Raw genomic sequence first — 22,115 nt, 5'->3', positions numbered from 1 at the left:
TTGCTTCGACTATGTCCCTATTAAATTTTTAGAGCGACAGAATCTAATTTAATTCGACTCCGACCCTAATTGTTGTAGTTGAGTTTTTTGTTGCGTTGCACTACTCTAGTTTTTCGATAGTCATATGCAGCGGAGAAGCCCATGAAAGCGCAAGGCCTGTACGACCCAGCCAATGAACACGATGCCTGCGGCGTCGGTTTCGTCGCCCATATCAAGGGCAACAAGACCCATTCGATCGTCGAACAGGGTTTGCTGATTCTGAAAAACCTCGATCACCGGGGCGCCGTGGGCGCCGATGCGCTGATGGGCGATGGCGCCGGCATCCTGATCCAGATTCCCGACCAGTACTACCGCGAAGAAATGGCCAAGCAGGGCGTGGAATTGCCGCCGCCTGGCGAATACGGCGTGGGCATGGTCTTCCTGCCGAAGGAACACGCATCGCGCATCGCTTGCGAGCAGGAAATCGAACGGGCCGTGCGCATCGAGGGCCAGGTCGTGCTGGGCTGGCGCAACGTGCCCATCGATACGGACATGCCGATGTCGCCCACCGTGCGCGCCAAGGAACCGGTGATTCGCCAGATCTTCATCGGCCGCGGCCCGGACATCATGGTCACCGACGCGCTCGAGCGCAAACTGTATGTGATCCGCAAATCGTCGGGCCACGCCATCCAGGCATTGAAACTGCTGCACGGCAAGGAATTCTTCGTGCCGTCGATGTCGGCCCGTACCATCGTGTATAAAGGCTTGCTGCTGGCCGATCAGGTGGGCGTGTACTACAAGGACTTGCAGGATGCGCGCTGCATCTCGGCCCTGGCCCTCGTGCACCAGCGTTTCTCGACGAATACCTTCCCCGAATGGCCGCTGGCCCACCCGTACCGCCTGATCGCCCACAACGGCGAGATCAACACGGTGAAAGGCAACTTCAACTGGATGCGCGCGCGCGAAGGCGTGATGAAGTCGGCCGTGCTGGGCGACGACCTGCAGAAACTGTTTCCGCTGATCTATGAAGGCCAGTCCGACACGGCGTGCTTCGACAATGCGCTGGAACTGCTGCTGATGGCCGGCTATCCGATCGCCCAGGCGATGATGATGATGATTCCGGAAGCGTGGGAAAACCACACGACGATGGATGACAATCGCCGCGCCTTCTATGAATACCACGCGGCCATGATGGAACCGTGGGACGGCCCCGCCGCCATGGCGTTCACGGACGGCCGCCACATCGGCGGCACTCTGGACCGCAACGGCTTGCGCCCGGCACGCTACATCGTCACGGACGACGACCTGGTGGTGATGGCGTCGGAATCGGGCGTGCTGCCGATTCCTGAGTCGAAGATCATCCAGAAATGGCGCTTGCAGCCTGGCAAGATGTTCTTGATCGACCTGGAAGCGGGCCGCATCATCGACGACCAGGAACTGAAAAACACCTACGCCAACGCCAAGCCATATAAAGCGTGGATCAACTCGGTGCGCATCAAGCTCGACGAGATCAAGCTGGCCGAAGGACAGGCGAAACAGGACCGCGCCCAGGGCGAAAAAGAGCAGCCATCGTTGCTGGACCGCCAGCAGGCGTTCGGCTACACGCAGGAAGACTTGAAATTCCTCATGGCGCCCATGGCCGTGGCCGGCGAAGAAGCGACGGGCTCGATGGGCAATGACTCGCCGCTGGCCGTCATGTCGAACAAGCTCAAACCGCTGTATAACTACTTCAAGCAGCTGTTCGCGCAAGTGACGAATCCGCCGATCGACCCGATCCGCGAAGCGATGGTGATGTCGCTCGTGTCCTTCATCGGCCCGAAACCGAACTTGCTCGATACCAACAACGTCAATCCGCCGATGCGCCTGGAAGTGGCGCAGCCCGTGCTGGGCTTTGACGACATGGCCCGCTTGCGCAACATCAGCGCCCACACGGGCGGCAAGTTCAAGTCGTACGAACTGGACATCTGCTACCCGCTGGCCTGGGGCAAGGAAGGCGTGGAAGCATGCCTGGCCTCGCTGTGCGCGGAAGCCGTCGACGCCGTCAAGTCGGGCCACAACATCCTGATCGTCTCGGACCGCGCCATTTGCGCCGACCAGGTGGCGATCCCCGCGCTGCTGGCCACCTCCACCGTGCACCAGCACCTGGTGAGCAAGGGCTTGCGCGCGTCCACCGGTCTCGTCGTGGAAACGGGCTCGGCCCGCGAAACCCACCACTTCGCCTTGCTCGCTGGCTACGGCGCGGAAGCCGTCCACCCGTATCTGGCCATGGAAACCCTGGTCGAGATGGCGCACGGCTTGCCGGGCGATTTGTCGGGCGACAAAGCCATCTACAACTACACCAAGGCAGTGGGCAAAGGCTTGATGAAAGTCATGTCGAAGATGGGCATTTCCACGTATATGTCGTACTGCGGCGCGCAAATCTTCGAAGCCATCGGCTTGAACAAGTCGCTGGTGGACAAATACTTCAAGGGCACGGCCTCGAACGTGGAAGGCATCGGCGTGTTTGAAGTGGCGGAAGAAGCGCTGCGCCTGCATGCGCTGGCCTTCGGCAACGATCCCGTGCTGGTGGACAAGCTCGACGCGGGCGGCGAATACGCATTCCGCGTGCGCGGCGAAGACCACATGTGGACGCCGGATGCGATTGCGAAATTGCAGCATTCCACGCGCAGCAACAATTTCTCCAGCTATAAAGAGTATGCGCAAATCATCAACGACCAGAGCCGTCGCCACCTGACCCTGCGCGGCCTGTTCGAATTCAAGCTCGACCCGACCAAGGCCATCCCGCTCGACGAAGTGGAACCGGCCAAGGAAATCGTCAAGCGCTTCGCCACGGGCGCCATGTCGCTCGGTTCCATCAGCACGGAAGCGCACGCGACCCTGGCCGTGGCCATGAACCGCATCGGCGGCAAGTCGAACACGGGCGAAGGCGGCGAAGATCCGAACCGCTACACACAGGAATTGAAGGGCATCCCGATCCGCCAGGGCGACACCATGGCGTCCGTCGTGGGCGCCGAGCAGATCGTCGTCGATATTCCCCTGCAGGAAGGCGATTCCATGCGCTCGCGCATCAAGCAGGTGGCGTCGGGACGTTTCGGCGTCACGGCCGCCTACCTGAACTCGGCCGACCAGATCCAGATCAAGATGGCGCAGGGCGCGAAACCGGGCGAAGGCGGCCAGTTGCCAGGCCATAAGGTGTCGGAATACATTGCCAGCCTGCGTTTTTCCGTGCCGGGCGTGGGCTTGATTTCGCCGCCGCCGCACCACGATATCTATTCGATCGAAGATCTGGCGCAGCTGATCCATGACTTGAAGAACGCCAATCCGCGTGCATCGATCTCCGTGAAACTAGTGTCGGAAGTGGGTATCGGCACGGTGGCTGCCGGCGTGACCAAGGCCAAGGCCGACCACGTGGTCGTCGCCGGCCACGACGGCGGCACGGGCGCTTCGCCATTGTCGTCCGTGAAACATGCGGGCACGCCGTGGGAGCTGGGTCTGGCAGAAACGCAACAAACGCTGGTACTGAACGGCTTGCGCAGCCGCATCCGCGTGCAAGCCGACGGCCAGATGAAGACGGGCCGCGACGTGGTCATCGCCGCCCTGCTGGGCGCCGACGAGATCGGTTTCGCCACGGCGCCGCTGGTGGTCGAAGGCTGCATCATGATGCGCAAATGCCACTTGAATACGTGCCCGGTGGGCGTGGCCACGCAAGATCCGGTGCTGCGCGCCAAGTTCTCGGGCAAGCCCGAGTATGTCGTCAATTACTTCTTCTTCGTTGCCGAGGAAGCCCGTCAATTGATGGCGCAGCTGGGCATCCGCACGTATGACGAACTGATTGGCCGCGTGGACTTGCTCGATAAATCGAAGGCGATTTCGCACTGGAAGGCGCAGGGGCTGGACTTCTCGGCCATCTTCTACAAGCCGGAAACCCCAGATGGCCAGGCCTGTCGCCACGTGGAGTTCCAGGACCATGCGCTGGAAAAGGCACTCGACCACAAGCTGATCGCGCAAGCGCGCGCGGCGCTGGAAAAGGGCGAGCGCGTCTCCTTCATCTCGCCCGTGCGCAACCTGAACCGCACGGTGGGCACCATGCTGTCCGGCGAAGTGGCGAAGAAATACGGCCATGCCGGCTTGCCGGACGACACCATCCACATCCAGCTGCAAGGCACGGCGGGCCAGTCGGCCTGCGCCTTCCTGGCGCACGGCATCACCATCGACCTGGTGGGCGAGGGCAACGATTACGTGGGTAAAGGTTTATCCGGCGGGCGCATCATCGTGCGCCCGAATACGGAATTCCGCGGCTGGGCGGTGGACAACATCATCATCGGCAATACGGTGCTGTACGGCGCCATCGCCGGCGAAGCCTTCTTCAATGGCGTGGCGGGCGAACGCTTTGCCGTGCGCAACTCGGGCGCCACCACGGTGGTCGAGGGCCTGGGCGACCATGGCTGCGAATACATGACGGGCGGCACGGTGGTGGTCCTGGGCAACACGGGACGCAATTTCGCGGCCGGCATGTCGGGCGGCATCGCCTATGTGTATGACCCGGCGGGCGACTTTGCCAGCAAGTGCAACACGGCCATGGTCAGCCTGGACAAGGTCGTCTCCGCGGCGGAACAGCATCTGGACCGCGACGCCTGGCATACGCAGCACCGCGACGGCGTGCCGGAAGCGGATGAAGTCATCCTCAAGCGCCTGATCGAGCGTCACTTCAAGCACACGGGCAGCACCCGCGCCCGCGTCTTGCTGGACGACTGGGCCGCGGCGCGCGGCAAGTTCGTGAAAGTCTTCCCGAACGAATACAAGCGTGCGCTGATTGAAATGGCTGCCGATGCCGCCATGGAAGTCCAAGCCGTCGCCGCCTGAGCCAGCCAAGATCAATCGCATAGAGCAATGACAGGGAGCGGCCCGGCCGCTCCCAGCCAGCAAATACAAAGGAAACATCGTGGGTAAAATTACCGGCTTCATGGAATTCAAGCGCCAGGACGAACACTATCTGGAGCCTGCCGCGCGTCTGAAGAACTACAAGGAATTCGTGCTGCATCTGTCGGACGCGCAAGCAACCGTACAAGGCGCGCGCTGCATGGATTGCGGCATTCCCTTCTGCACCACGGGTTGTCCCGTGAATAACATCATTCCCGACTGGAATGACCTGGTGTACCGCGGCGCTTACCGCGAAGCGCTCGACATCTTGCATTCGACCAACAACTTCCCGGAATTTACGGGCCGCATCTGCCCGGCGCCGTGCGAATCGGCCTGCACCCTGGGCATCCATGAAGATCCGGTCGGCATCAAGTCGATCGAGCACAAGATCATCGACATGGGCTGGGAGCACGGCTGGGTCACGCCGCAGCCGGCAGGCTTCAGTACCGGCAAGAAAGTGGCCATCGTCGGTTCCGGCCCTGCGGGCTTGGCGGCGGCGCAGCAGCTGGCGCGCGCCGGCCACGCCGTCACCGTGTTCGAGAAGAGCGACCGGGTCGGTGGTTTGTTGCGTTATGGCATCCCCGACTTCAAGATGGAAAAGTCGCACATCGACTTGCGCGTGAAACAGATGGAAGCCGAAGGCGTGGTGTTCCGCACCAGCGTACTGGTGGGCAAGGATTTCCCGGCCCACGTCAACAACTGGGCCAAGGAAACCATTTTCCCGGAAGACCTGGAAAAAGAATTCGACGCCGTCATCATGGCCGGTGGCGCCGAGCAGCCGCGCGACTTACCCGTGCCGGGCCGCGAGCTGAAAGGCGTGCATTTCGCCATGGATTTCCTGCCGCTGCAAAACAAGGTCAACGCGGGCGACAAGCTCAAGGACCAGATCAAGGCCACGGGCAAGCACGTGGTGGTGATCGGCGGCGGCGACACGGGTTCCGACTGCGTCGGCACGTCGAACCGCCATGGCGCCGCCTCGGTGGCCCAGTTCGAACTGATGCCGCAGCCGCCGGAACAGGAAAACAAGCCGCTGGTCTGGCCGTACTGGCCGACCAAGCTGCGCACCTCGTCTTCGCACGAGGAAGGCTGCGAGCGCGACTGGGCCGTGGCCACCAAGCGTTTCGAAGGCAAGGGCGGCAAGGTGGAAAAGCTGATCGCCTGCCGTGTCGAATGGAAAGACGGCAAGATGAGCGAAGTGCCGAACTCGGAATTCGAGATGAAGGCGGACCTGGTCTTCCTGGCCATGGGTTTTGTTTCCCCTGTACAACAGGTGCTGGAAGCGTTCGGCGTCGACACGGATGCGCGCGGCAATGTCAAGGCGACAACAGACGGCGCCGGCTGCTACCAGACCTCGGTGGCCAAGGTATTTGCCGCCGGCGACATGCGCCGTGGCCAGTCGCTGGTGGTGTGGGCCATCCGCGAAGGGCGCCAGTGTGCGCGCGCCGTCGATGAGTTCCTGATGGGGGCTTCCCTGCTGCCGCGCTAATTAACGAGCAATTGTTCGTTTTTTGCCAGGGCCACGGCGCGGAATGCGGCGTGGCCCTTGTTATTTTTACTTGTCAAGTCAACAGCTGTGAACATCGCCGGACAGGGACGCGATGTGCGGGCCAAATTTCCACTACAATATCTGACTTTCGATTCATTAGTGTTGTATTCTTCCCCTTTACGGGGCTGTCCCGAGGGGTGTCTCAGCAGAGGTTGGCGTTTCTGCACTACAATACGCCATTAAAATAGTGAGCTTCGTCGTGCCAAATCTTGTTGAGATCCGTGATTTACACTTTGCCTATGGAGAACGTTCGATTTTATCGGGCCTTCAAATGGATTTCCCACGTGGAAAAGTTGTGGCCGTCATGGGTGGCTCCGGCAGTGGCAAGACGACCGTATTGCGCTTGATCGGCGGGCAGTTGCGTCCCAGTTCCGGCGCCGTGAATGTCGACGGCCAGATCGTGCATACGCTGGGAACCGACGAGCTATATCAGCTGCGCCGCAAGATGGGCATGCTGTTCCAGCACGGCGCGTTGTTTACAGACTTGACGGCGTTCGAGAACGTGGCGTTCCCCCTGCGCGAACACACGGATTTGAATGAAGAGCTGATCCGCACCCTGGTGCTGATGAAGCTGCACGCCGTCGGCTTGCGCAATGCGGCGCAATTGAAGCCGGCCGAGATCTCGGGCGGCATGGGCCGCCGCGTCGCGCTGGCGCGCGCCATCGCGCTCGACCCCGAACTGATCATGTATGACGAGCCGTTCGCCGGCCTGGACCCGATTTCCATGGGCGTGACGGCGAATTTGATCCGCAATCTGAACGATGCGCTGGGTTCCACGTCTATCCTGGTATCGCACGATGTGAAGGAGTGTTTCGCCATCGCTGATTATGTCTATTTTCTGTCATCGGGCAAGATTGTGGCGCACGGCACGCCGGCCGAGATGGCCGTGTCGACGCATCCGTACGTCAAGCAGTTCGTCAATGCCGAGGCCGATGGCCCCGTACCGTTCCATTACCCGGGCAAGTCGCTGGCCGACGACCTGGGCTTGCAGGCGGGGGGCGGCCGATGATCGCGCGTTTCCTGGCGGCGATCGGAGCATGGTTGCGCAATTCGGTACAAGACCTTGGCTTTGCCGTGCGTTCGTTTTTCATCATCATCGCCTCGTCGGGCGGCCTGTGGCGCCGTCCGCGCTTGGTGATTGAGCAACTGTTTTTTATCGGTAACCGCTCGCTGGTGATTACCGCCGTCTCCGGCCTGTTTGTCGGCATGGTGCTGGGTTTGCAAGGCTATTACACCCTGACCACGTATGGCGCCGAGCAGTCGCTGGGCTTGCTGGTGGCGCTGTCGCTGACGCGCGAACTGGGCCCGGTCGTCACGGCGCTGCTGTTTGCCGGCCGTGCCGGCACCTCGCTGACGGCGGAAATCGGCCTGATGAAGGCGGGCGAGCAATTGTCGGCCATGGAAATGATGGCCGTGAACCCGATCCAGCGCGTGCTGGCGCCCCGTTTCTGGGCCGGCGTGATCGCCATGCCGATCCTGGGCGCCATCTTCACGGCCGTCGGCATCATCGGCAGCTACCTGGTCGGCGTGGTGCTGATCGGCGTCGATGAAGGCTCGTTCTGGTCGCAGATGCAGGGCGGCGTGGATGTCTGGAAAGAAGTGGGCAATGGCACCATCAAGAGCCTGGTGTTCGGTATTGCGGTGACCTTCATCGCGCTGTTCCAGGGTTACCAGGCACAGCCGACGCCGGAAGACGTGTCCGGCGCCACCACGCGCACGGTGGTCATTTCATCGTTGATGGTGTGGTGGCTCGATTTCATGATGACGGCGTTGATGTTTAGCAAGTAATTGCCAATCAGCGACAAAACAGCGGGCCTGGGCAAGATGTTGCGCAGGCGGCAGCAAGTAAAAATTATTTAGGATTGTTTATGCAACGTAAATCTTTGGATGTTTGGGTCGGCTTGTTCGTCTTGCTGGGTGTGGCGGCATTGATGTTTCTGGCGCTCAAGGCCGGCAATATGAGCTCGCTGTCTTTCAGCAAGACGTATACCATTAGTGCCAAGTTCGACAATATTGGCGGCCTCAAGCCGCAGGCGCCCGTCAAGGGCGCTGGCGTGGTGGTGGGGCGCGTGGCGGAAATCCGCTTTGACGACAAGACGTATCAGGCGCTGGTGAAACTCGACATCGAAGATGGCTACAAATTTCCGAAAGACAGCTCGGCCAAGATTTTGACGGCCGGTTTGCTGGGTGAGCAATATATCGGCCTGGAAGCAGGCGGCGATCTGGCGAACCTGGCGGAGGGCGACAAGATCGCCCGTACTCAATCGGCCACAGTGCTGGAAGACCTGATCAATCAGTTCATCTACAGCAAGGCAGCGGAAGGAAAGGACAGCAAATGAGCGAGTCGACCAAACAATCCCAAGGCAGCCTGGCGCGTATCGGCCTGGCCCTGGCCATCGCCGCCAGCGTGAGCGCTTGCGCCACCGGCACCAATCCGCGCGACCCGCTCGAGGGTTACAACCGCGCCATGTTCAAGTTCAACGATACCGTCGACCAGGTGGCCCTGAAACCGGTCGCCACGGCTTACAAGACCGTCACGCCATCGTTCGTGCAAACGGGCGTGGGCAATTTCTTCGGCAACTTGTCCGATGTGTGGAGCGCCGTGAACAACTTGCTGCAAGGCAAGGGTGAGGCGGGCTTGCAAGACGTCGTGCGCGTCAGCATGAACTCGACCTTCGGCATCTTCGGCCTGATCGACATCGCGTCGCAGGCGGGCATTCCGAAGCATAACGAAGACTTTGGCCAGACCCTGGGCTGGTATGGCGTCCAGCCTGGTCCGTACGTGATGCTGCCGCTGCTGGGCCCATCGACCGTGCGCGACACGGTGGCCCTGCCGCTCGATATCACGGGCGACCCATGGCGCTACAAGGATCCTGTCTCGGTGCGCAATATCGGCACGGTGACGCGCGTCGTCGACAAGCGCGCCGCGCTGCTCGACGCGACCAACCTGATGGAAGCGGCCGCGCTGGACCGTTATGAATTCATCCGCGACGGCTTCCTGCAGGCGCGCGAAAGCAAGGTTTTCGATGGCGATACGGACCGCCGCGACCGCAAAGTGCCAAAAAACGACACCAGCGATTACGAGCCGGCCTATGAGGCGCAACCGCAGCCTGTCCCAGCGGAAACGCCGCCTGCGACGGCCGCGGCCGATGTGGCGCCGGCGGACCTCGTAACATCTGGTAGCAATACCGTGGCTTCCCAGGCTAGGCCTCAGGAGTAAACTGCGGTAAAGAAACACCACGGCTGCGATCGACGCCAGCCGGTGCATAGCAACACCATGAAAGGTAGAACCATGAAATTGATGAAACAACTGCTGGCGATGGCCACCATCGCCTTTGCCACCGCCGCCCAGGCCGCTCCCGCCGTGGAAGCGCCGGACGTCTTGGTCAAACGCATCAGCCAGGACGTGATCGAGACGGCCAAGAACGACAAGGCCATCCAGGCTGGCGATATCAAGCGCGTCACCGAATTGGTGGAAAGCAAGATCCTGCCGTACGTGGATTTCCAGCGCATGACGGCCTTGGCCGCCGGCCGCTTCTGGCGCGACGCCACGCCGGACCAGCAAAAACAGCTGTCCAGCGAATTCCGCACCCTGCTGATCTACACGTATTCGGGCGCTTTGTCGCAGATCAAGAACGAAACCGTGGAATTCAAGCCGCTGCGCGCCGACCCGGCCGACACGGAAGTGGAAGTGCGCTCGCAGGTAAACGTGGCGCGCGGCGAACCCGTGCCCCTGAACTACCGCGTGGCGAAAACCCCATCCGGCTGGAAGATCTATGACATCAACGTGCTGGGCGCGTGGCTGGTGGAAACGTACAAAAGCAGCTTCGCCAGCGAGATCAGCAAGGGCGGCATCGATGGCCTGATCAAGACCTTGCAGGCAAAAAACAAGGCCCTGGCCAGCCGTCCCGCTGCCAAAGCCAAATAATCGGCTATCATATAGCTCCTGACCCAGCTCCAGACCAGCGCAGCCCGACGCCATGCCCGACTCTCTCGACACCTTGCAGTCCCTGACTTCCCTGACCGTGCACAATGCCACTTCGGCATTGGAGCAGGGTCTGGACGCCATCCGCTCGGGTCAGACGAAGTTTGACTTGCGCAACGTCAAGGCCGTCGATTCGGCAGCCGTCTCCGTCATGCTGACGTGGCAGCGCGCCGCGCAGGATGCCGGCGGCGTGCTGGAGCTGAAAAACCTGCCGGACAACCTGAAAAACCTCACCAAGCTGTATGGCGTCTGCTCGCTCGTTTCGAGCACGTTGACGACCGACGACTGCGCCAGCGCCGGCGGTCACGCCGAACGCAGCCCGTCCGACCTGCATCATCATTGATCCTGTCCCACTCCCCGCATCAGCAGTAGCTTTCAAGCCGGCAGGCCAGCAGCGCCGTCGGATTGATCTCCAAGTGTTCCACGAAGTTTCCAACTATAATTGACTGTTGCGCCACCCTCTGCGGAAGGGGCGCCCTGCACCGGCCAGCCGGCCTGCATTGCACCGGCAACTGGCGCATCACACCAGACGCATTACACTTGAAACAAGCACATGACCGCAATTCAAATAACGAATGTAGAAAAGAGCTATAAATCGCTCAAGGCGCTGGGCGGCGTGTCGCTGGCCATCGAAGAAGGCGAGTTTTTCGGCCTGCTCGGCCCGAATGGCGCCGGCAAGACCACCCTCATTTCCATCATCGCCGGCCTGATACGCCCCGACGCGGGCACCGTCAAGATCCATGGCCACGACGTGGTCACGGACTTCCGCAATGCGCGCCGCAACCTGGGTGTGGTGCCGCAGGAACTGGTATTCGACCCGTTTTTCACCGTGCGCGAAACCCTGCGCCTGCAGTCCGGCTATTTCGGCTTGCCGAACAACGACAAGTGGATCGACGAGGTCATGGAAAACCTCGACCTGACCGGCAAGGCCGACACGAACATGCGCGCCCTGTCCGGCGGCATGAAGCGCCGCGTGCTCGTGGCCCAGGCGCTGGTGCACAAGCCGCCCGTCATCGTGCTCGATGAGCCGACGGCCGGCGTCGACGTGGAACTGCGCCAGACCCTGTGGAAGTTCATCTCGCGCCTGAACCGCGAAGGCGGCCACACGGTCGTGCTGACCACGCACTACCTGGAAGAGGCGCAAGCCATGTGCCAGCGCGTGGCCATGCTGAAAACCGGCAAGGTGGTGGCGCTCGACACCATGTCGGCCCTGATCCGCCGCATCGCCGGCTCGCAGCTGCAGCTGCACCTCAAGAATGGCAGCCTGCCGGCCGACTTGCAGCACCTGGTGCTGCACCCGGAAGAACAGCAGGCGCCGAACAAGTTCAGCCTGCGCGTCAACGAATACAGCGAAGTCGAAAAAATCCTCGCCCGCCTGCGCGAAGCGGGCGCCGAGATCGATGAAATGCAATTGCAACAAGCCGACCTGGAAGATATCTTCTTGCAGATCATGGATAAAGGTACCGTATGATTTCGACAGGATTTCGCACCCTCGTCTACAAAGAGACGCTGCGCTTCTGGAAAGTGGCGACGCAAACCGTGGCCGCGCCCGTGCTCACGTCGATGCTGTACCTGCTGGTGTTCGGCCACGTGCTCGACGGCCGCGTGGAGCCGAGTCCCGGCGTCAGCTACACGGCCTTCCTGATTCCCGGCCTGGTGATGATGAGCGTGCTGCAAAACGCGTTCGCCAATTCCTCGTCCTCGCTGATCCAGTCCAAGATCACGGGCAACCTGGTGTTCGTGCTGCTCACGCCTTTGTCGCACTGGGAAATCTTCTCGGCGTATGTACTCGCTTCCGTCGCGCGCGGCCTGGCCGTGGGCTTTGGCGTGTTTGCCATCACGTGCTGGTTCGCCGACCTGTCGTTTGTCGCGCCGCTGTGGATTGTCGTCTTCGCCTTTTTGGGCGCCGCCATGCTGGGCACCATGGGCCTGATCGCCGGCATATGGGCCGAGAAATTCGACCAGTTGGCCGCCTTCCAGAACTTCCTGATCATGCCGGCCACCTTCTTGTCGGGCGTGTTTTATTCGATTCACTCGCTGCCGCCGTTCTGGCAGACGGTATCGCATCTGAACCCCTTCTTTTACATGATCGACGGTTTCCGCTACGGCTTCTTCGGCGTGTCCGACGTCAGCCCGTGGCTCAGCTTGTCCATCGTCGCCGGCTTCCTCGTGATCCTGGCGCTGGCGTCGATCCGCCTGCTGAAGAGCGGCTATCGTTTGCGACATTGATTACGACACTCATTGCGCCGTTGATTGCGGCACATCACATCACTACATTATTCAATATCAAGGACTTATCGTGACCACCACTCCAGAACTGATCCACGGCTATCTGTCGGCCGGCCTCGAATGCACGCACCTCGAAGTGGAGGGCGATGGCCAGCACTTCCAGGCCGTGATCGTTTCGCCCGCGTTTGCCGGCAAGCGCCTGATCCAGCGCCACCAGATCGTCTACGCGGCGCTGGGCGACCGCATGCGCGAAGAAATCCACGCGCTGTCGATGAAAACCCTGACACCTGAAGAATTCCAAGGATAAGCACATGGACAAGCTCCTCATCAACGGCGGCAACCGCCTGAACGGCGACATCGCCATCTCCGGCGCGAAAAACGCCGCCCTGCCCATCCTGTGCGCGGGTCTGCTGACCGCGGGCGACCTGGACCTGACGAACGTGCCGCACCTGCACGACGTGGCCACCATGTTGAAGCTGCTGGGCCAGACTGGCCTGAAAGTGCAGCAGGACGGCGACCGCGTCGTTCTCAACGGCAGCGCCATCGACACGCTGGAAGCGCCGTATGAACTGGTGAAAACCATGCGCGCCTCGATCCTCGTGCTGGGCCCCCTGCTGGCGCGCTTCGGCGAAGCCAAGGTCTCGCTGCCGGGCGGCTGCGCCATCGGTTCGCGCCCCGTCGACCAGCACATCAAGGGCCTCGAGGCGCTGGGCGCCGAGATCCGCATCGAAGCGGGCTACATCTACGCCAAGTGCGCCAAGCTGAAAGGCGCGCGCATCGTCACCGACATGATCACCGTCACCGGCACCGAGAACCTGCTGATGGCAGCGACCCTGGCCGAAGGCGAGACCATCCTGGAAAACGCCGCCTGCGAACCGGAAGTGACCGACCTGGCGCACCTGCTGGTGGCCATGGGGGCGAAGATCGACGGCATCGGCACCAGCCGCCTGGTGATCCAGGGCGTCGATACCCTGCACGGCGCTTCGCACGCGGTGATCGCCGACCGTATCGAAACGGGGACCTTCCTGTGCGCCGTGGCGGCCACCGGCGGCGATATCACCCTGCGCAACGTGCGCACCGATATCCTCGACGCGGCGCTCGACAAGCTGCGCGCCATGGGCCTGACGATGACCTTCGGCGCCGACTGGATCCGCGCCGAGATGTCGGCCCGTCCGAACCCCGTCAGCTTCCGCACCACGGAATACCCGGGCTTCCCGACCGACATGCAGGCGCAGTTCATGGCGGTGAACACGATCGCGAATGGCGCCAGCCGCGTCACCGAGACGATCTTCGAGAACCGCTTCATGCACGTGCAGGAAATGAACCGCCTGGGCGCCGACATCACCATCGAAGGCAACACGGCCATCATCGCCGGCGTGAAGCAGCTGCGCGGCGCGCCCGTGATGGCGACCGACCTGCGCGCCTCGGCGTCGCTGGTGATCGCGGCCCTGGCCGCCGATGGCGAAACCCTGATCGACCGTATCTATCACCTCGACCGCGGCTACGACCGCATGGAAGTGAAATTGTCGGCCGTCGGCGCGAACATCGTACGCATTAAATAACAAGGAACGAGCATGAACGGATCGAACACGGGCGACAATTCGCAGCTGATACTGGCGCTCTCGAAAGGCCGCATTTTTGAGGACACCATGCCGCTGCTGGAAGCGGCCGGCATCAAGGTGCTGGAAAACCCGGAGACCTCGCGCAAGCTGATTTTGGCCACCAACGATCCGAACGTGCGCGTCATCATCGTGCGCGCCAGCGACGTGCCGACCTACGTGCAGTACGGCGCGGCCGATTTCGGCGTGGCGGGCAAGGATGTCTTGCTCGAGCACGGCGGCGAAGGCCTGTACCAGCCGATCGACCTGAATATCGCCTCTTGCCGCATGTCGGTGGCGGTGCAGGCCGGCTTCGACTATGAAAAGGCCGTGCACCAGGGCGCGCGCCTGCGCGTGGCCACCAAGTTCGTGCACACGGCGCGCGAGCATTTCGCCGCCAAGGGCGTGCACGTCGACCTGATCAAGCTGTATGGCTCGATGGAGCTGGCGCCTCTGGTGGGCCTGTCGGACGCCATCGTCGACCTGGTCAGCACGGGCAGCACTTTGCGCGCGAACAACCTCGTCGAGGTCGAGCACATCATGGAAATTTCGTCGCGCCTGGTGGTCAACCAGGCTGCGCTCAAGCTCAAGCGCGAGCGCTTGCAGCCGATCATCGAGGCGTTTGAACGCGCTTCGCAAGCCTAGATACCTTCAGTAGCAGAAAGCCGATTATGCCGATACAGATACGCAAGCTCGATTCAAGCCAGGATGGTTTCCAACAATCGCTCGATACGCTGCTGGCGTTCGAGGCGGGCACCGATGCAGCGATTGAAACGTCGGTCGCAAAAATCCTGGCCGATGTGAAAACGCGCGGCGACGCCGCCGTACTGGAATACACCAACCGTTTCGACCGCATCCCGCATGGCGGCGCGGCGGAAATGGCGGCGTTTGATATTTCGCAAGCCGAATTGCAGGCAGCCTTGAACGGCTTGCCGTCGGCCCAGCGCGAGGCGTTGCAGATCGCCGCGCAGCGCATCCGCGCCTTCCACGAACGCCAGCGCGAGGAATTGCGCGGCTTTACCTACACCGAGCCCGATGGCACGGTGCTGGGCCAGAAGATCACGCCGCTGGACCGGGTCGGCATATACGTCCCGGGCGGCAAGGCCGCCTACCCGTCGTCCGTGCTGATGAACGCCATTCCCGCGCACGTGGCGGGCGTGGGCGAAATCATCATGGTCGTGCCGACGCCCGATGGCGTGAAGAACCAGATGGTGCTGGCCGCCGCCGCGATTGCCGGCGTGACGCGCGTGATCACCATCGGCGGCGCGCAAGCCGTCGGCGCGCTGGCCTACGGCACGCAGACGATTGCCGCCGTGGACAAGATCGTCGGTCCCGGCAACGCCTACGTGGCTGCCGCCAAGCGCCGCGTGTTCGGCATCGTCGGCATCGACATGATCGCCGGACCGTCGGAAATCCTCGTGCTGTGCGACGGCACGACGGACCCCGACTGGGTCGCGATGGACCTGTTTTCGCAGGCCGAGCACGACGAGCTGGCGCAGGCCATTTTGCTGTGCCCCGACGCGGACTACATCGCCAAGGTCGAGGAAAGCATCGCCAAGCTGCTGCCGACGATGCCGCGCCAGGCCACCATCAGCACGTCGCTGGCCGACCGCGGAGCGCTGATCAAGGTGCGCAGCATGGCAGAAGCGTGCGAGATCGCCAACAGCATCGCCGCGGAACACCTGGAAATCTCGGCGGAAAACCCGCAGAAGTGGGCAGAGCAGATCCGCCACGCGGGCGCCATGTTCCTGGGCCGCTTTTCGTCCGAATCGCTGGGCGACTATTGCTGCGGCCCCAATCACGTGCTGCCGACCTCGCGCACGGCGCGTTTCTCGTCGCCGCTGGGCGTATACGACTTCCAGAAGCGTTCGTCCATCATCCACGTCAGTGAAGCGGGCGCGCAAACCCTGGGCCGCGTCGCCGCCACCCTGGCGTATGGCGAAGGCTTGCAGGCGCACGCGCGCAGCGCCGAACTGCGTCTGAAGCCGCAGCCATGACGAATATGGCGGAGCAGCCGGACTGGGTCAACCGGGTCTATTGCGAAGATGCGCTGGCGGGGCTGGCGCGCATTCCCGATGGCTCGGTGGACCTGATCCTGACGGATCCGCCGTACAACCTGGGCAAGGATTACGGCAATGCCTCGGACCAGCAGTCGGTGGCCGACTACCTGCGCTGGACGGAACAGTGGATCGATGCGGCGCTGCCCAAGCTGAAAGCCAACGGCAGCCTGTATATCTTCCTCACCTGGCGCTATTCGCCGGAGATCTTCGTCATGCTGAAACAGCGCATGGCGATGATGAATGAAATCATCTGGGACCGCCGCGTGCCGTCCATGGGCGGCAGCGTGCGCAGCTTTTCATCGGTGCACGACACCATCGGCTTCTTCGTCAAGCGCAAGGATTACTACTTCGACCTTGACGCGGTGCGCATCGCCTACGACGCGGCCACCAAGAAAGCCCGTTCGCGCTCGATTTTCATCGGCGCCAAATGGCTGGAAGTGGGCTACAACCCGAAAGACTTGTGGAGCGTGTCGCGCCTGCACAAGGAACACCCGGAACGGGCCGACCACCCGACGCAAAAGCCGCTCGAAATCATCGAGCGCATGCTCAAGGCCTCGTGCCCGCCCGGCGGCGTGGTGCTCGACCTGTTCATGGGCAGCGGCACCACGGCCCTGGCGGCGAAGCGCTGCGGGCGCGATTTCGTCGGCTTTGAGCTGAATCCCGATTACTGCGCCATCATCGAACAGCGATTGGCGGCGCTGGCGCAGGAGCTGGCCGAACCGGCCGCGCCGCAGGCGGAAAAGAAGAAGGCGCCGGCCAAGCGCCGCGCCGCCGCCGTACCCAAGGCCGCCAAGGCGGCCAGTAAAAAACCGGCTGCCGTGAAAAAACCGCCCGCCGCGAAAAAAGCGCCGGCCCGCAAGGCGCGCAGCGCCGCCGTGCCGGAAGACGTCGTCATTTAGTCTCCATTTAATTCCATCAGGAGTGTTTGCAGCATGTCTTTCCTCGATCAGTTAATCAGCAACACCGTGCGGTCCGATGTGCGGGCCGTCAAAAGCTACCAGGTAGCCGATGCCAGCGGTTACATCAAACTCGATGCGATGGAAAACCCGTATCCGCTGCCGCCGCAGCTGCGCGAAGAGCTGGGTGCGCGCCTGGCCGGCGTGGCGCTGAACCGCTATCCGCCGTCATACGCCAGCCTGCAGGCGGCCATCTGCGCCAGGCTGGGCGTGCCCGCCGGCTTCGACGTCATGCTGGGCAACGGCTCCGATGAGCTCATTTCCATCCTGGCCATGGCTTGCGCCCACCAGGAGCCGGGCAAGCGCGCCGTGCTGCTGGCGCCCGTGCCCGCCTTCGTCATGTATGCGCGCTCGGCGCAGTTCGCCGGCATGGATTTCGTCGGCGTGCCCTTGCAGGCCGACTTCAGCCTGGATATGCCGGCCATGCTGGCGGCCATCGAACAGCACCGCCCGGCGCTGGTGTTCCTCGCCTATCCGAACAACCCGACGGGCAACCTGTTTGCCAGCGCCGACATCGAACGCATCCTGGCCGCCCTGGGCGACACGGGCATCGCCGTCGTCGACGAAGCCTATGAACCGTTCGCGCAGCACAGCTTCATGGGCCGCCTGCCCGAGTTCGAGAACCTGGTGGTGATGCGTACCGTGTCGAAACTGGGCCTGGCCGGCATCCGCCTCGGCTACATGTCGGCCGCGCCGGCCCTGCTGGCGCAATTTGAAAAAGTGCGCCCGCCGTATAACGTGAATGTGCTGACGCAGGCGGCGGCCGAATTCGCGCTCGACCACCTCGATGTGTTGAATGCCCAGGCGGATCTGCTCAACAGCGCGCGCGATACGCTGGCGCTGCGCCTGGCGGAGCTGCCGGGCGTGACCGTGTTTCCCTCGAAGGCAAATTTTCTTCTGATTCGTGTGGCTGATTCCGACGATGTTTGCGCAAAACTGCTTGCCCGCAGGGTTTTAATTAAAAATATGAGTAAAATGCATGCTGCGCTGGCCAATTGCCTGCGCATCAGCGTCAGCACCCCGGAAGAGAATTCCCTTTTTTACGATGCCTTCAAGGTATCCCTCGTTTAGCCTATCGCCAGAGCCTCCCATGAACCGCACCGCAGAAATCACGCGCAACACCAATGAGACGCAAGTTCGCGTCGCCCTCAACCTCGATGGCACGGGCCAGCAAAAGCTCAATACCGGCGTGCCCTTCCTCGACCATATGCTGGACCAGATCGCCCGCCACGGCTTGATCGACCTGGATATCGAAGCGACAGGCGACGTGCATATCGACAACCACCATACGGTGGAAGACGTGGGCATCACCCTGGGCATGGCCGTGGCCAAGGCTATCGGCGACAAGAAGGGCATCCGCCGCTACGGTCATGCGTACGTGCCGCTGGACGAGGCGCTGTCGCGCGTGGTGCTCGATTTTTCGGGCCGCCCGGGCATCGAATACCACATCCCGTTTACGCGCGCCATGATCGCCGGCTTCGACGTCGACCTGACCCTGGAATTTTTCCGCGGCTTCGTCAACCATGCGGGCGTGACATTGCATATCGACAACTTGCGCGGTACGAATGCCCACCATCAATGCGAAACCGTGTTCAAGGCCTTTGGCCGCGCGCTGCGCATGGCTGCCGAGCTCGACGAGCGCGCGGCCGGCATCATTCCATCGACCAAGGGCAGCCTGTAAACGCCGCTCTCGCTATATTGTAGATTCCGGGATCAAACATGAATAAAATTGTGGTGGTGGATTACGGCATGGGCAACCTGCGCTCGGTAGCGCAGGCCCTGCGCGCCGTGGCGCCGGAAGCCGACGTGCGCATTTCCGGATTGGCGCAAGACATCGACAGCGCCGATCGCATCGTCTTGCCGGGCCAAGGCGCCATGCCCGACTGCATGCGCAGCCTGCGCGAATCGGGCGTGCTCGAAGCGCTGCTGCGCGCCGCCGACAGCAAGCCCGTGCTGGGCGTGTGCATCGGCGAGCAAATGTTGTTCGACGGCAGCGAAGAGGGCGATGCGGCCGGTTTGGGCTTGCTGCCAGGCAAAGTCGTGCGCTTCCAGCTCGACGGCCAGGTGCAGGAAGACGGCTCGCGCTTCAAGGTGCCGCAAATGGGCTGGAACCAAGTGCGGCAAACGGCGTCCCATGTCATGTGGGATGGTATCGCCGACAACGCCTATTTTTACTTTGTGCACAGCTATTTTGCTCAACCTCAAGAAGCGGCGCACACGGTGGGCGAGACTGTCTATGGCGCGCCGTTTGCTTGTGCCGTCGCCCGTGATAATATTTTCGCGACACAGTTTCACCCTGAAAAAAGCGCTGCCGCTGGCTTGCAGCTGTACAAGAACTTCGTTCACTGGCAACCTTAACGTTAGCTATCCGGCTTTTTTTCCGCCTCTCACTCACTCTAAATCACACTGACCATGCTGCTCATTCCCGCCATCGACCTGAAAGACGGTCACTGCGTACGCCTGAAACAAGGCGATATGGAACTTGCCACCGTATTTTCCGAAGACCCGGCCGAGATGGCCCGCCATTGGCTGATGCAAGGCGCGCGCCGGCTGCACCTGGTCGACCTGAACGGCGCCTTTGCCGGCAAGCCGAAGAACGAAGGCGCCGTGAAGGCCATCCTGAAGGCCGTGCAAGATTTCGCCGTGGAAAATGACATCGAGGAAATCCCCGTGCAGCTGGGCGGCGGCATCCGCGACCTCGACACCATCGAGCGCTACCTCGACGCCGGCATCACCTACATCATCATCGGCACGGCGGCCGTGAAAAGCCCCGGCTTCCTGCACGACGCCTGCGGCGCCTTCCCGGGCCACATCATCGTCGGCCTCGATGCCAAAGATGGCAAAGTGGCAACGGATGGCTGGAGCAAGATGTCGGGCCACGAAGTGATCGACCTGGCGAAAAAATTCGAAGCCTACGGCGTCGAATCGATCATCTACACGGATATCGGCCGCGACGGCATGATGGGCGGCATCAATATCGAGGCCACCGTCAAGCTGGCGCAAGCCGTCAAGATCCCCGTCATCGCTTCGGGCGGCCTGCACAATATCGGCGACGTGGAAGCGCTGTGCGCGGTCCAGGCCGAAGGCATCGAAGGCGTGATCTGCGGCCGTTCCATCTATGAAGGCACGATCGACCTGGCGCAGGCGCAGGAACGCGCCGACGAACTGACCGACGCCGCCGTTTAAGCCAGCCCGGCCGGGGTGTGCGCGTGCACGCCCTGGCCTGGCGACAATCTGGATACCATCATGCTTGCAAAACGTATCATCCCCTGCCTGGACGTGACCAATGGCCGCGTTGTCAAAGGCGTCAATTTCACGGAATTGCGCGACGCCGGCGACCCGGTGGAAATTGCCCGCCGTTATGACGAGCAGGGCGCCGATGAAATCACTTTCCTCGACATTACCGCCTCGAGCGACAACCGCGGCCTGATCTTCGACATCATCGAAGCCGTGGCGTCGCAAGTGTTCATTCCGCTGACCGTGGGCGGCGGCGTGCGCGTGGTGGAAGACGTGCGCCGGCTGCTCAACGCGGGCGCCGACAAGGTCAGCATCAACACCTCGGCCGTGACGAATCCCCAGCTCGTGTACGAGGCGTCGCAAAAGCACGGCTCGCAATGCATCGTCGTCGCCATCGACGCCAAGCAAGTGTCGCCCGGCAAGTGGGAAGTGTTTACCCATGGCGGGCGCACCGCCACGGGCCTGGACGCCTTTGACTGGGCGCGTAAAATGGAAAGCCTGGGCGCCGGCGAAATCTTGCTCACCAGCATGGACCGCGACGGCACCAAGGTGGGCTTCGACCTGGGCCTGACGCGCGGCGTGTCCGACGCCGTCAGCATCCCCGTCATCGCCTCGGGCGGCGTGGGCGGCTTGCAAGACCTGGTCGATGGCATCAAGGTGGGCCGCGCGGACGCCGTGTTGGCCGCCAGCATCTTCCACTATGGCCAGCACACGGTGCAGGAAGCCAAGCAGTTCATGGCGCAGCAGGGCATTCCCATGCGCCTGGCGTAAATAAAATAGTACCCAGGATACAGAACATGCAAAACGGAACCATCGTAGCAAGCAATGCCAAGTGGCTGAAAAAGGTCAAATGGGACGAGCACGGCCTGGTGCCCGTGATCGCGCAGGAAGCGGGCAGCAATGACGTGCTGATGTTCGCCTGGATGAACCGCGACGCGCTGGCGCGCACGGTGGAGCTGGGCGAAGCCGTGTACTGGAGCCGTTCGCGCAAGAAACTGTGGCACAAGGGCGAAGAATCCGGCCACACGCAAAAGGTACTGGAAATCCGCCTCGATTGCGATGAAGACGTGGTCTTGCTGAAAATCGAGCAAGCCGGCGGCATCGCTTGCCATACGGGCCGCCATTCGTGCTTCTTCCAGAAATTCGAAGGCGACGAGAAAACGGGCGAATGGCAAGTCACCGACCCCGTCCTGAAAGACCCCGAGACGATTTACGCGGAAAGCAAGAGCAAATGAGTGAAACGTTAAAACGCCTGGCCGCCGTGATCGAATCGCGCAAGCTGGCCAACGGCGGCGACCCCGCCACCTCCTATGTCGCGCGCCTGTTTGCCAAGGGCGATGACGCCATCCTGAAAAAAATCGGCGAAGAAGCGACGGAAACGGTGATGGCCGCCAAGGATGCGCGCCGCGACAACGACCCGTCGAAGGTCTTGTACGAATGCGCCGACCTGTGGTTTCACAGTCTGGTGATGCTGGCGCAGTTCGACCTGACGCCGCAGCAGGTGCTCGACGAGCTGGCGCGCCGCGAAGGCCTGTCCGGCCTGGAAGAAAAGGCGGCACGCAAGGATGAGCTGCGCGACGCCGGCGAAACAGACAAACACTGACC

Annotated in this window: 22 protein-coding genes; all 22 read left to right on the top strand. The window is 62.0% G+C overall.

The window, feature by feature from the left end; genetic code table 11:
* The first annotated feature begins 141 nt into the window (after nucleotides 1-141).
* The 22 genes from O0881_RS28855 (at nucleotide 142) to O0881_RS28750 (ending at nucleotide 22,113) form a co-directional block, all read left to right on the top strand.
* The gene (locus tag O0881_RS28855; protein WP_099666074.1) at nucleotides 142-4,842 is read left to right on the top strand and encodes a glutamate synthase-related protein; all 4,701 of its coding nucleotides are present in this window, start codon (nucleotides 142-144) and stop codon (nucleotides 4,840-4,842) included.
* Nucleotides 4,843-4,921: 79 nt separating this feature from the next.
* Nucleotides 4,922-6,385 (top strand): glutamate synthase subunit beta, encoded by a 1,464-nt coding sequence (locus tag O0881_RS28850; RefSeq protein WP_070257787.1) that lies wholly within the window; start codon nucleotides 4,922-4,924, stop codon nucleotides 6,383-6,385.
* Nucleotides 6,386-6,644: 259 nt separating this feature from the next.
* Complete coding sequence (locus O0881_RS28845; RefSeq protein WP_289914058.1) at nucleotides 6,645-7,454, top strand: ABC transporter ATP-binding protein; 810 nt, start codon at nucleotides 6,645-6,647, stop codon at nucleotides 7,452-7,454.
* Nucleotides 7,451-8,233 (top strand): lipid asymmetry maintenance ABC transporter permease subunit MlaE, encoded by a 783-nt coding sequence (gene mlaE, locus O0881_RS28840; protein ID WP_034780952.1) that lies wholly within the window; start codon nucleotides 7,451-7,453, stop codon nucleotides 8,231-8,233. The genes O0881_RS28845 and mlaE overlap by 4 nt, the downstream gene beginning before the upstream one ends.
* Nucleotides 8,234-8,313: 80 nt before the next feature.
* Nucleotides 8,314-8,784 (top strand): outer membrane lipid asymmetry maintenance protein MlaD, encoded by a 471-nt coding sequence (mlaD, locus tag O0881_RS28835; protein WP_070346035.1) that lies wholly within the window; start codon nucleotides 8,314-8,316, stop codon nucleotides 8,782-8,784.
* A complete protein-coding gene (locus tag O0881_RS28830; RefSeq protein WP_077398231.1) occupies nucleotides 8,781-9,665 on the top strand; it encodes a VacJ family lipoprotein in 885 nt (294 codons plus the stop codon). Before mlaD ends, O0881_RS28830 begins: the two co-directional genes overlap by 4 nt.
* 72 nt (nucleotides 9,666-9,737) lie before the next feature.
* Nucleotides 9,738-10,373: an ABC transporter substrate-binding protein gene (locus tag O0881_RS28825; RefSeq protein WP_099666076.1), complete on the top strand. Its 636-nt coding sequence runs from the start codon at nucleotides 9,738-9,740 to the stop codon at nucleotides 10,371-10,373.
* A 52-nt stretch (nucleotides 10,374-10,425) separates the two neighbouring features.
* Complete coding sequence (locus O0881_RS28820) at nucleotides 10,426-10,773, top strand: STAS domain-containing protein (protein ID WP_077398229.1); 348 nt, start codon at nucleotides 10,426-10,428, stop codon at nucleotides 10,771-10,773.
* A gap of 210 nt (nucleotides 10,774-10,983) precedes the next feature.
* Nucleotides 10,984-11,901, top strand: coding sequence for an ABC transporter ATP-binding protein (locus tag O0881_RS28815; RefSeq protein ID WP_077398228.1), 918 nt, complete (start codon nucleotides 10,984-10,986; stop codon nucleotides 11,899-11,901).
* Entirely contained in the window at nucleotides 11,898-12,659 is a 762-nt protein-coding gene (locus tag O0881_RS28810) for an ABC transporter permease (protein WP_099379209.1), read from the top strand. Before O0881_RS28815 ends, O0881_RS28810 begins: the two co-directional genes overlap by 4 nt.
* Nucleotides 12,660-12,729: 70 nt before the next feature.
* Complete coding sequence (locus O0881_RS28805) at nucleotides 12,730-12,966, top strand: BolA/IbaG family iron-sulfur metabolism protein (RefSeq protein ID WP_034753824.1); 237 nt, start codon at nucleotides 12,730-12,732, stop codon at nucleotides 12,964-12,966.
* A 4-nt stretch (nucleotides 12,967-12,970) separates the two neighbouring features.
* Nucleotides 12,971-14,221, top strand: coding sequence for a UDP-N-acetylglucosamine 1-carboxyvinyltransferase (murA, locus tag O0881_RS28800; protein ID WP_099666078.1), 1,251 nt, complete (start codon nucleotides 12,971-12,973; stop codon nucleotides 14,219-14,221).
* 12 nt (nucleotides 14,222-14,233) lie between these two features.
* Nucleotides 14,234-14,902, top strand: coding sequence for an ATP phosphoribosyltransferase (gene hisG / locus O0881_RS28795; protein ID WP_077398226.1), 669 nt, complete (start codon nucleotides 14,234-14,236; stop codon nucleotides 14,900-14,902).
* 26 nt (nucleotides 14,903-14,928) lie between these two features.
* The gene (gene hisD, locus O0881_RS28790; protein WP_289914057.1) at nucleotides 14,929-16,254 is read left to right on the top strand and encodes a histidinol dehydrogenase; all 1,326 of its coding nucleotides are present in this window, start codon (nucleotides 14,929-14,931) and stop codon (nucleotides 16,252-16,254) included.
* A gap of 5 nt (nucleotides 16,255-16,259) precedes the next feature.
* Entirely contained in the window at nucleotides 16,260-17,216 is a 957-nt protein-coding gene (locus tag O0881_RS28785) for a site-specific DNA-methyltransferase (RefSeq protein ID WP_289914084.1), read from the top strand.
* Nucleotides 17,217-17,249: 33 nt separating this feature from the next.
* Nucleotides 17,250-18,344 carry a histidinol-phosphate transaminase gene (gene hisC / locus O0881_RS28780; protein ID WP_289914056.1) on the top strand — a complete coding sequence of 365 codons (1,095 nt, stop codon included), beginning with the start codon at nucleotides 17,250-17,252 and terminating at the stop codon, nucleotides 18,342-18,344.
* Nucleotides 18,345-18,363: 19 nt separating this feature from the next.
* Entirely contained in the window at nucleotides 18,364-18,954 is a 591-nt protein-coding gene (hisB, locus tag O0881_RS28775; protein WP_010402123.1) for an imidazoleglycerol-phosphate dehydratase HisB, read from the top strand.
* A gap of 38 nt (nucleotides 18,955-18,992) precedes the next feature.
* Nucleotides 18,993-19,631 carry an imidazole glycerol phosphate synthase subunit HisH gene (hisH, locus tag O0881_RS28770; protein WP_099666081.1) on the top strand — a complete coding sequence of 213 codons (639 nt, stop codon included), beginning with the start codon at nucleotides 18,993-18,995 and terminating at the stop codon, nucleotides 19,629-19,631.
* Nucleotides 19,632-19,685: 54 nt separating this feature from the next.
* Nucleotides 19,686-20,459, top strand: a complete 774-nt coding sequence (gene hisA, locus O0881_RS28765) for a 1-(5-phosphoribosyl)-5-[(5-phosphoribosylamino)methylideneamino]imidazole-4-carboxamide isomerase (RefSeq protein WP_070219639.1) — start codon at nucleotides 19,686-19,688, stop codon at nucleotides 20,457-20,459.
* Between the two features lie 60 nt (nucleotides 20,460-20,519).
* Nucleotides 20,520-21,281 carry an imidazole glycerol phosphate synthase subunit HisF gene (hisF, locus tag O0881_RS28760; protein ID WP_099666082.1) on the top strand — a complete coding sequence of 254 codons (762 nt, stop codon included), beginning with the start codon at nucleotides 20,520-20,522 and terminating at the stop codon, nucleotides 21,279-21,281.
* A 26-nt stretch (nucleotides 21,282-21,307) separates the two neighbouring features.
* The gene (gene hisI, locus O0881_RS28755) at nucleotides 21,308-21,745 is read left to right on the top strand and encodes a phosphoribosyl-AMP cyclohydrolase (protein WP_034753847.1); all 438 of its coding nucleotides are present in this window, start codon (nucleotides 21,308-21,310) and stop codon (nucleotides 21,743-21,745) included.
* Complete coding sequence (locus tag O0881_RS28750; RefSeq protein WP_034753849.1) at nucleotides 21,742-22,113, top strand: phosphoribosyl-ATP diphosphatase; 372 nt, start codon at nucleotides 21,742-21,744, stop codon at nucleotides 22,111-22,113. Before hisI ends, O0881_RS28750 begins: the two co-directional genes overlap by 4 nt.
* The last annotated feature ends 2 nt before the right edge of the window (nucleotides 22,114-22,115 follow it).

It is taken from the genome of Janthinobacterium sp. SUN100 (genome assembly GCF_030397705.1).
GTDB lineage: Bacteria > Pseudomonadota > Gammaproteobacteria > Burkholderiales > Burkholderiaceae_D > Janthinobacterium > Janthinobacterium kumbetense.
Note: the sequence above shows the minus strand (reverse complement) of the source record. Positions and strands in the feature narration are given on the sequence as shown.

What these genes read in the sequence shown, in the direction of transcription:
- hisB (WP_010402123.1), top strand. Translation starts at nt 18,364, where the DNA reads ATGAACCGCACCGCAGAAATCACGCGCAACACCAATGAGACGCAAGTT.
- O0881_RS28815 (WP_077398228.1), top strand. Translation starts at nt 10,984, where the DNA reads ATGACCGCAATTCAAATAACGAATGTAGAAAAGAGCTATAAATCGCTC.
- mlaE (WP_034780952.1), top strand. Translation starts at nt 7,451, where the DNA reads ATGATCGCGCGTTTCCTGGCGGCGATCGGAGCATGGTTGCGCAATTCG.
- murA (WP_099666078.1), top strand. Translation starts at nt 12,971, where the DNA reads ATGGACAAGCTCCTCATCAACGGCGGCAACCGCCTGAACGGCGACATC.
- O0881_RS28855 (WP_099666074.1), top strand. Translation starts at nt 142, where the DNA reads ATGAAAGCGCAAGGCCTGTACGACCCAGCCAATGAACACGATGCCTGC.
- O0881_RS28825 (WP_099666076.1), top strand. Translation starts at nt 9,738, where the DNA reads ATGAAATTGATGAAACAACTGCTGGCGATGGCCACCATCGCCTTTGCC.
- hisG (WP_077398226.1), top strand. Translation starts at nt 14,234, where the DNA reads ATGAACGGATCGAACACGGGCGACAATTCGCAGCTGATACTGGCGCTC.
- O0881_RS28750 (WP_034753849.1), top strand. Translation starts at nt 21,742, where the DNA reads ATGAGTGAAACGTTAAAACGCCTGGCCGCCGTGATCGAATCGCGCAAG.
- hisD (WP_289914057.1), top strand. Translation starts at nt 14,929, where the DNA reads ATGCCGATACAGATACGCAAGCTCGATTCAAGCCAGGATGGTTTCCAA.
- O0881_RS28820 (WP_077398229.1), top strand. Translation starts at nt 10,426, where the DNA reads ATGCCCGACTCTCTCGACACCTTGCAGTCCCTGACTTCCCTGACCGTG.
- O0881_RS28830 (WP_077398231.1), top strand. Translation starts at nt 8,781, where the DNA reads ATGAGCGAGTCGACCAAACAATCCCAAGGCAGCCTGGCGCGTATCGGC.
- mlaD (WP_070346035.1), top strand. Translation starts at nt 8,314, where the DNA reads ATGCAACGTAAATCTTTGGATGTTTGGGTCGGCTTGTTCGTCTTGCTG.
- hisF (WP_099666082.1), top strand. Translation starts at nt 20,520, where the DNA reads ATGCTTGCAAAACGTATCATCCCCTGCCTGGACGTGACCAATGGCCGC.
- hisH (WP_099666081.1), top strand. Translation starts at nt 18,993, where the DNA reads ATGAATAAAATTGTGGTGGTGGATTACGGCATGGGCAACCTGCGCTCG.
- O0881_RS28810 (WP_099379209.1), top strand. Translation starts at nt 11,898, where the DNA reads ATGATTTCGACAGGATTTCGCACCCTCGTCTACAAAGAGACGCTGCGC.
- hisI (WP_034753847.1), top strand. Translation starts at nt 21,308, where the DNA reads ATGCAAAACGGAACCATCGTAGCAAGCAATGCCAAGTGGCTGAAAAAG.
- hisA (WP_070219639.1), top strand. Translation starts at nt 19,686, where the DNA reads ATGCTGCTCATTCCCGCCATCGACCTGAAAGACGGTCACTGCGTACGC.
- hisC (WP_289914056.1), top strand. Translation starts at nt 17,250, where the DNA reads ATGTCTTTCCTCGATCAGTTAATCAGCAACACCGTGCGGTCCGATGTG.
- O0881_RS28785 (WP_289914084.1), top strand. Translation starts at nt 16,260, where the DNA reads ATGGCGGAGCAGCCGGACTGGGTCAACCGGGTCTATTGCGAAGATGCG.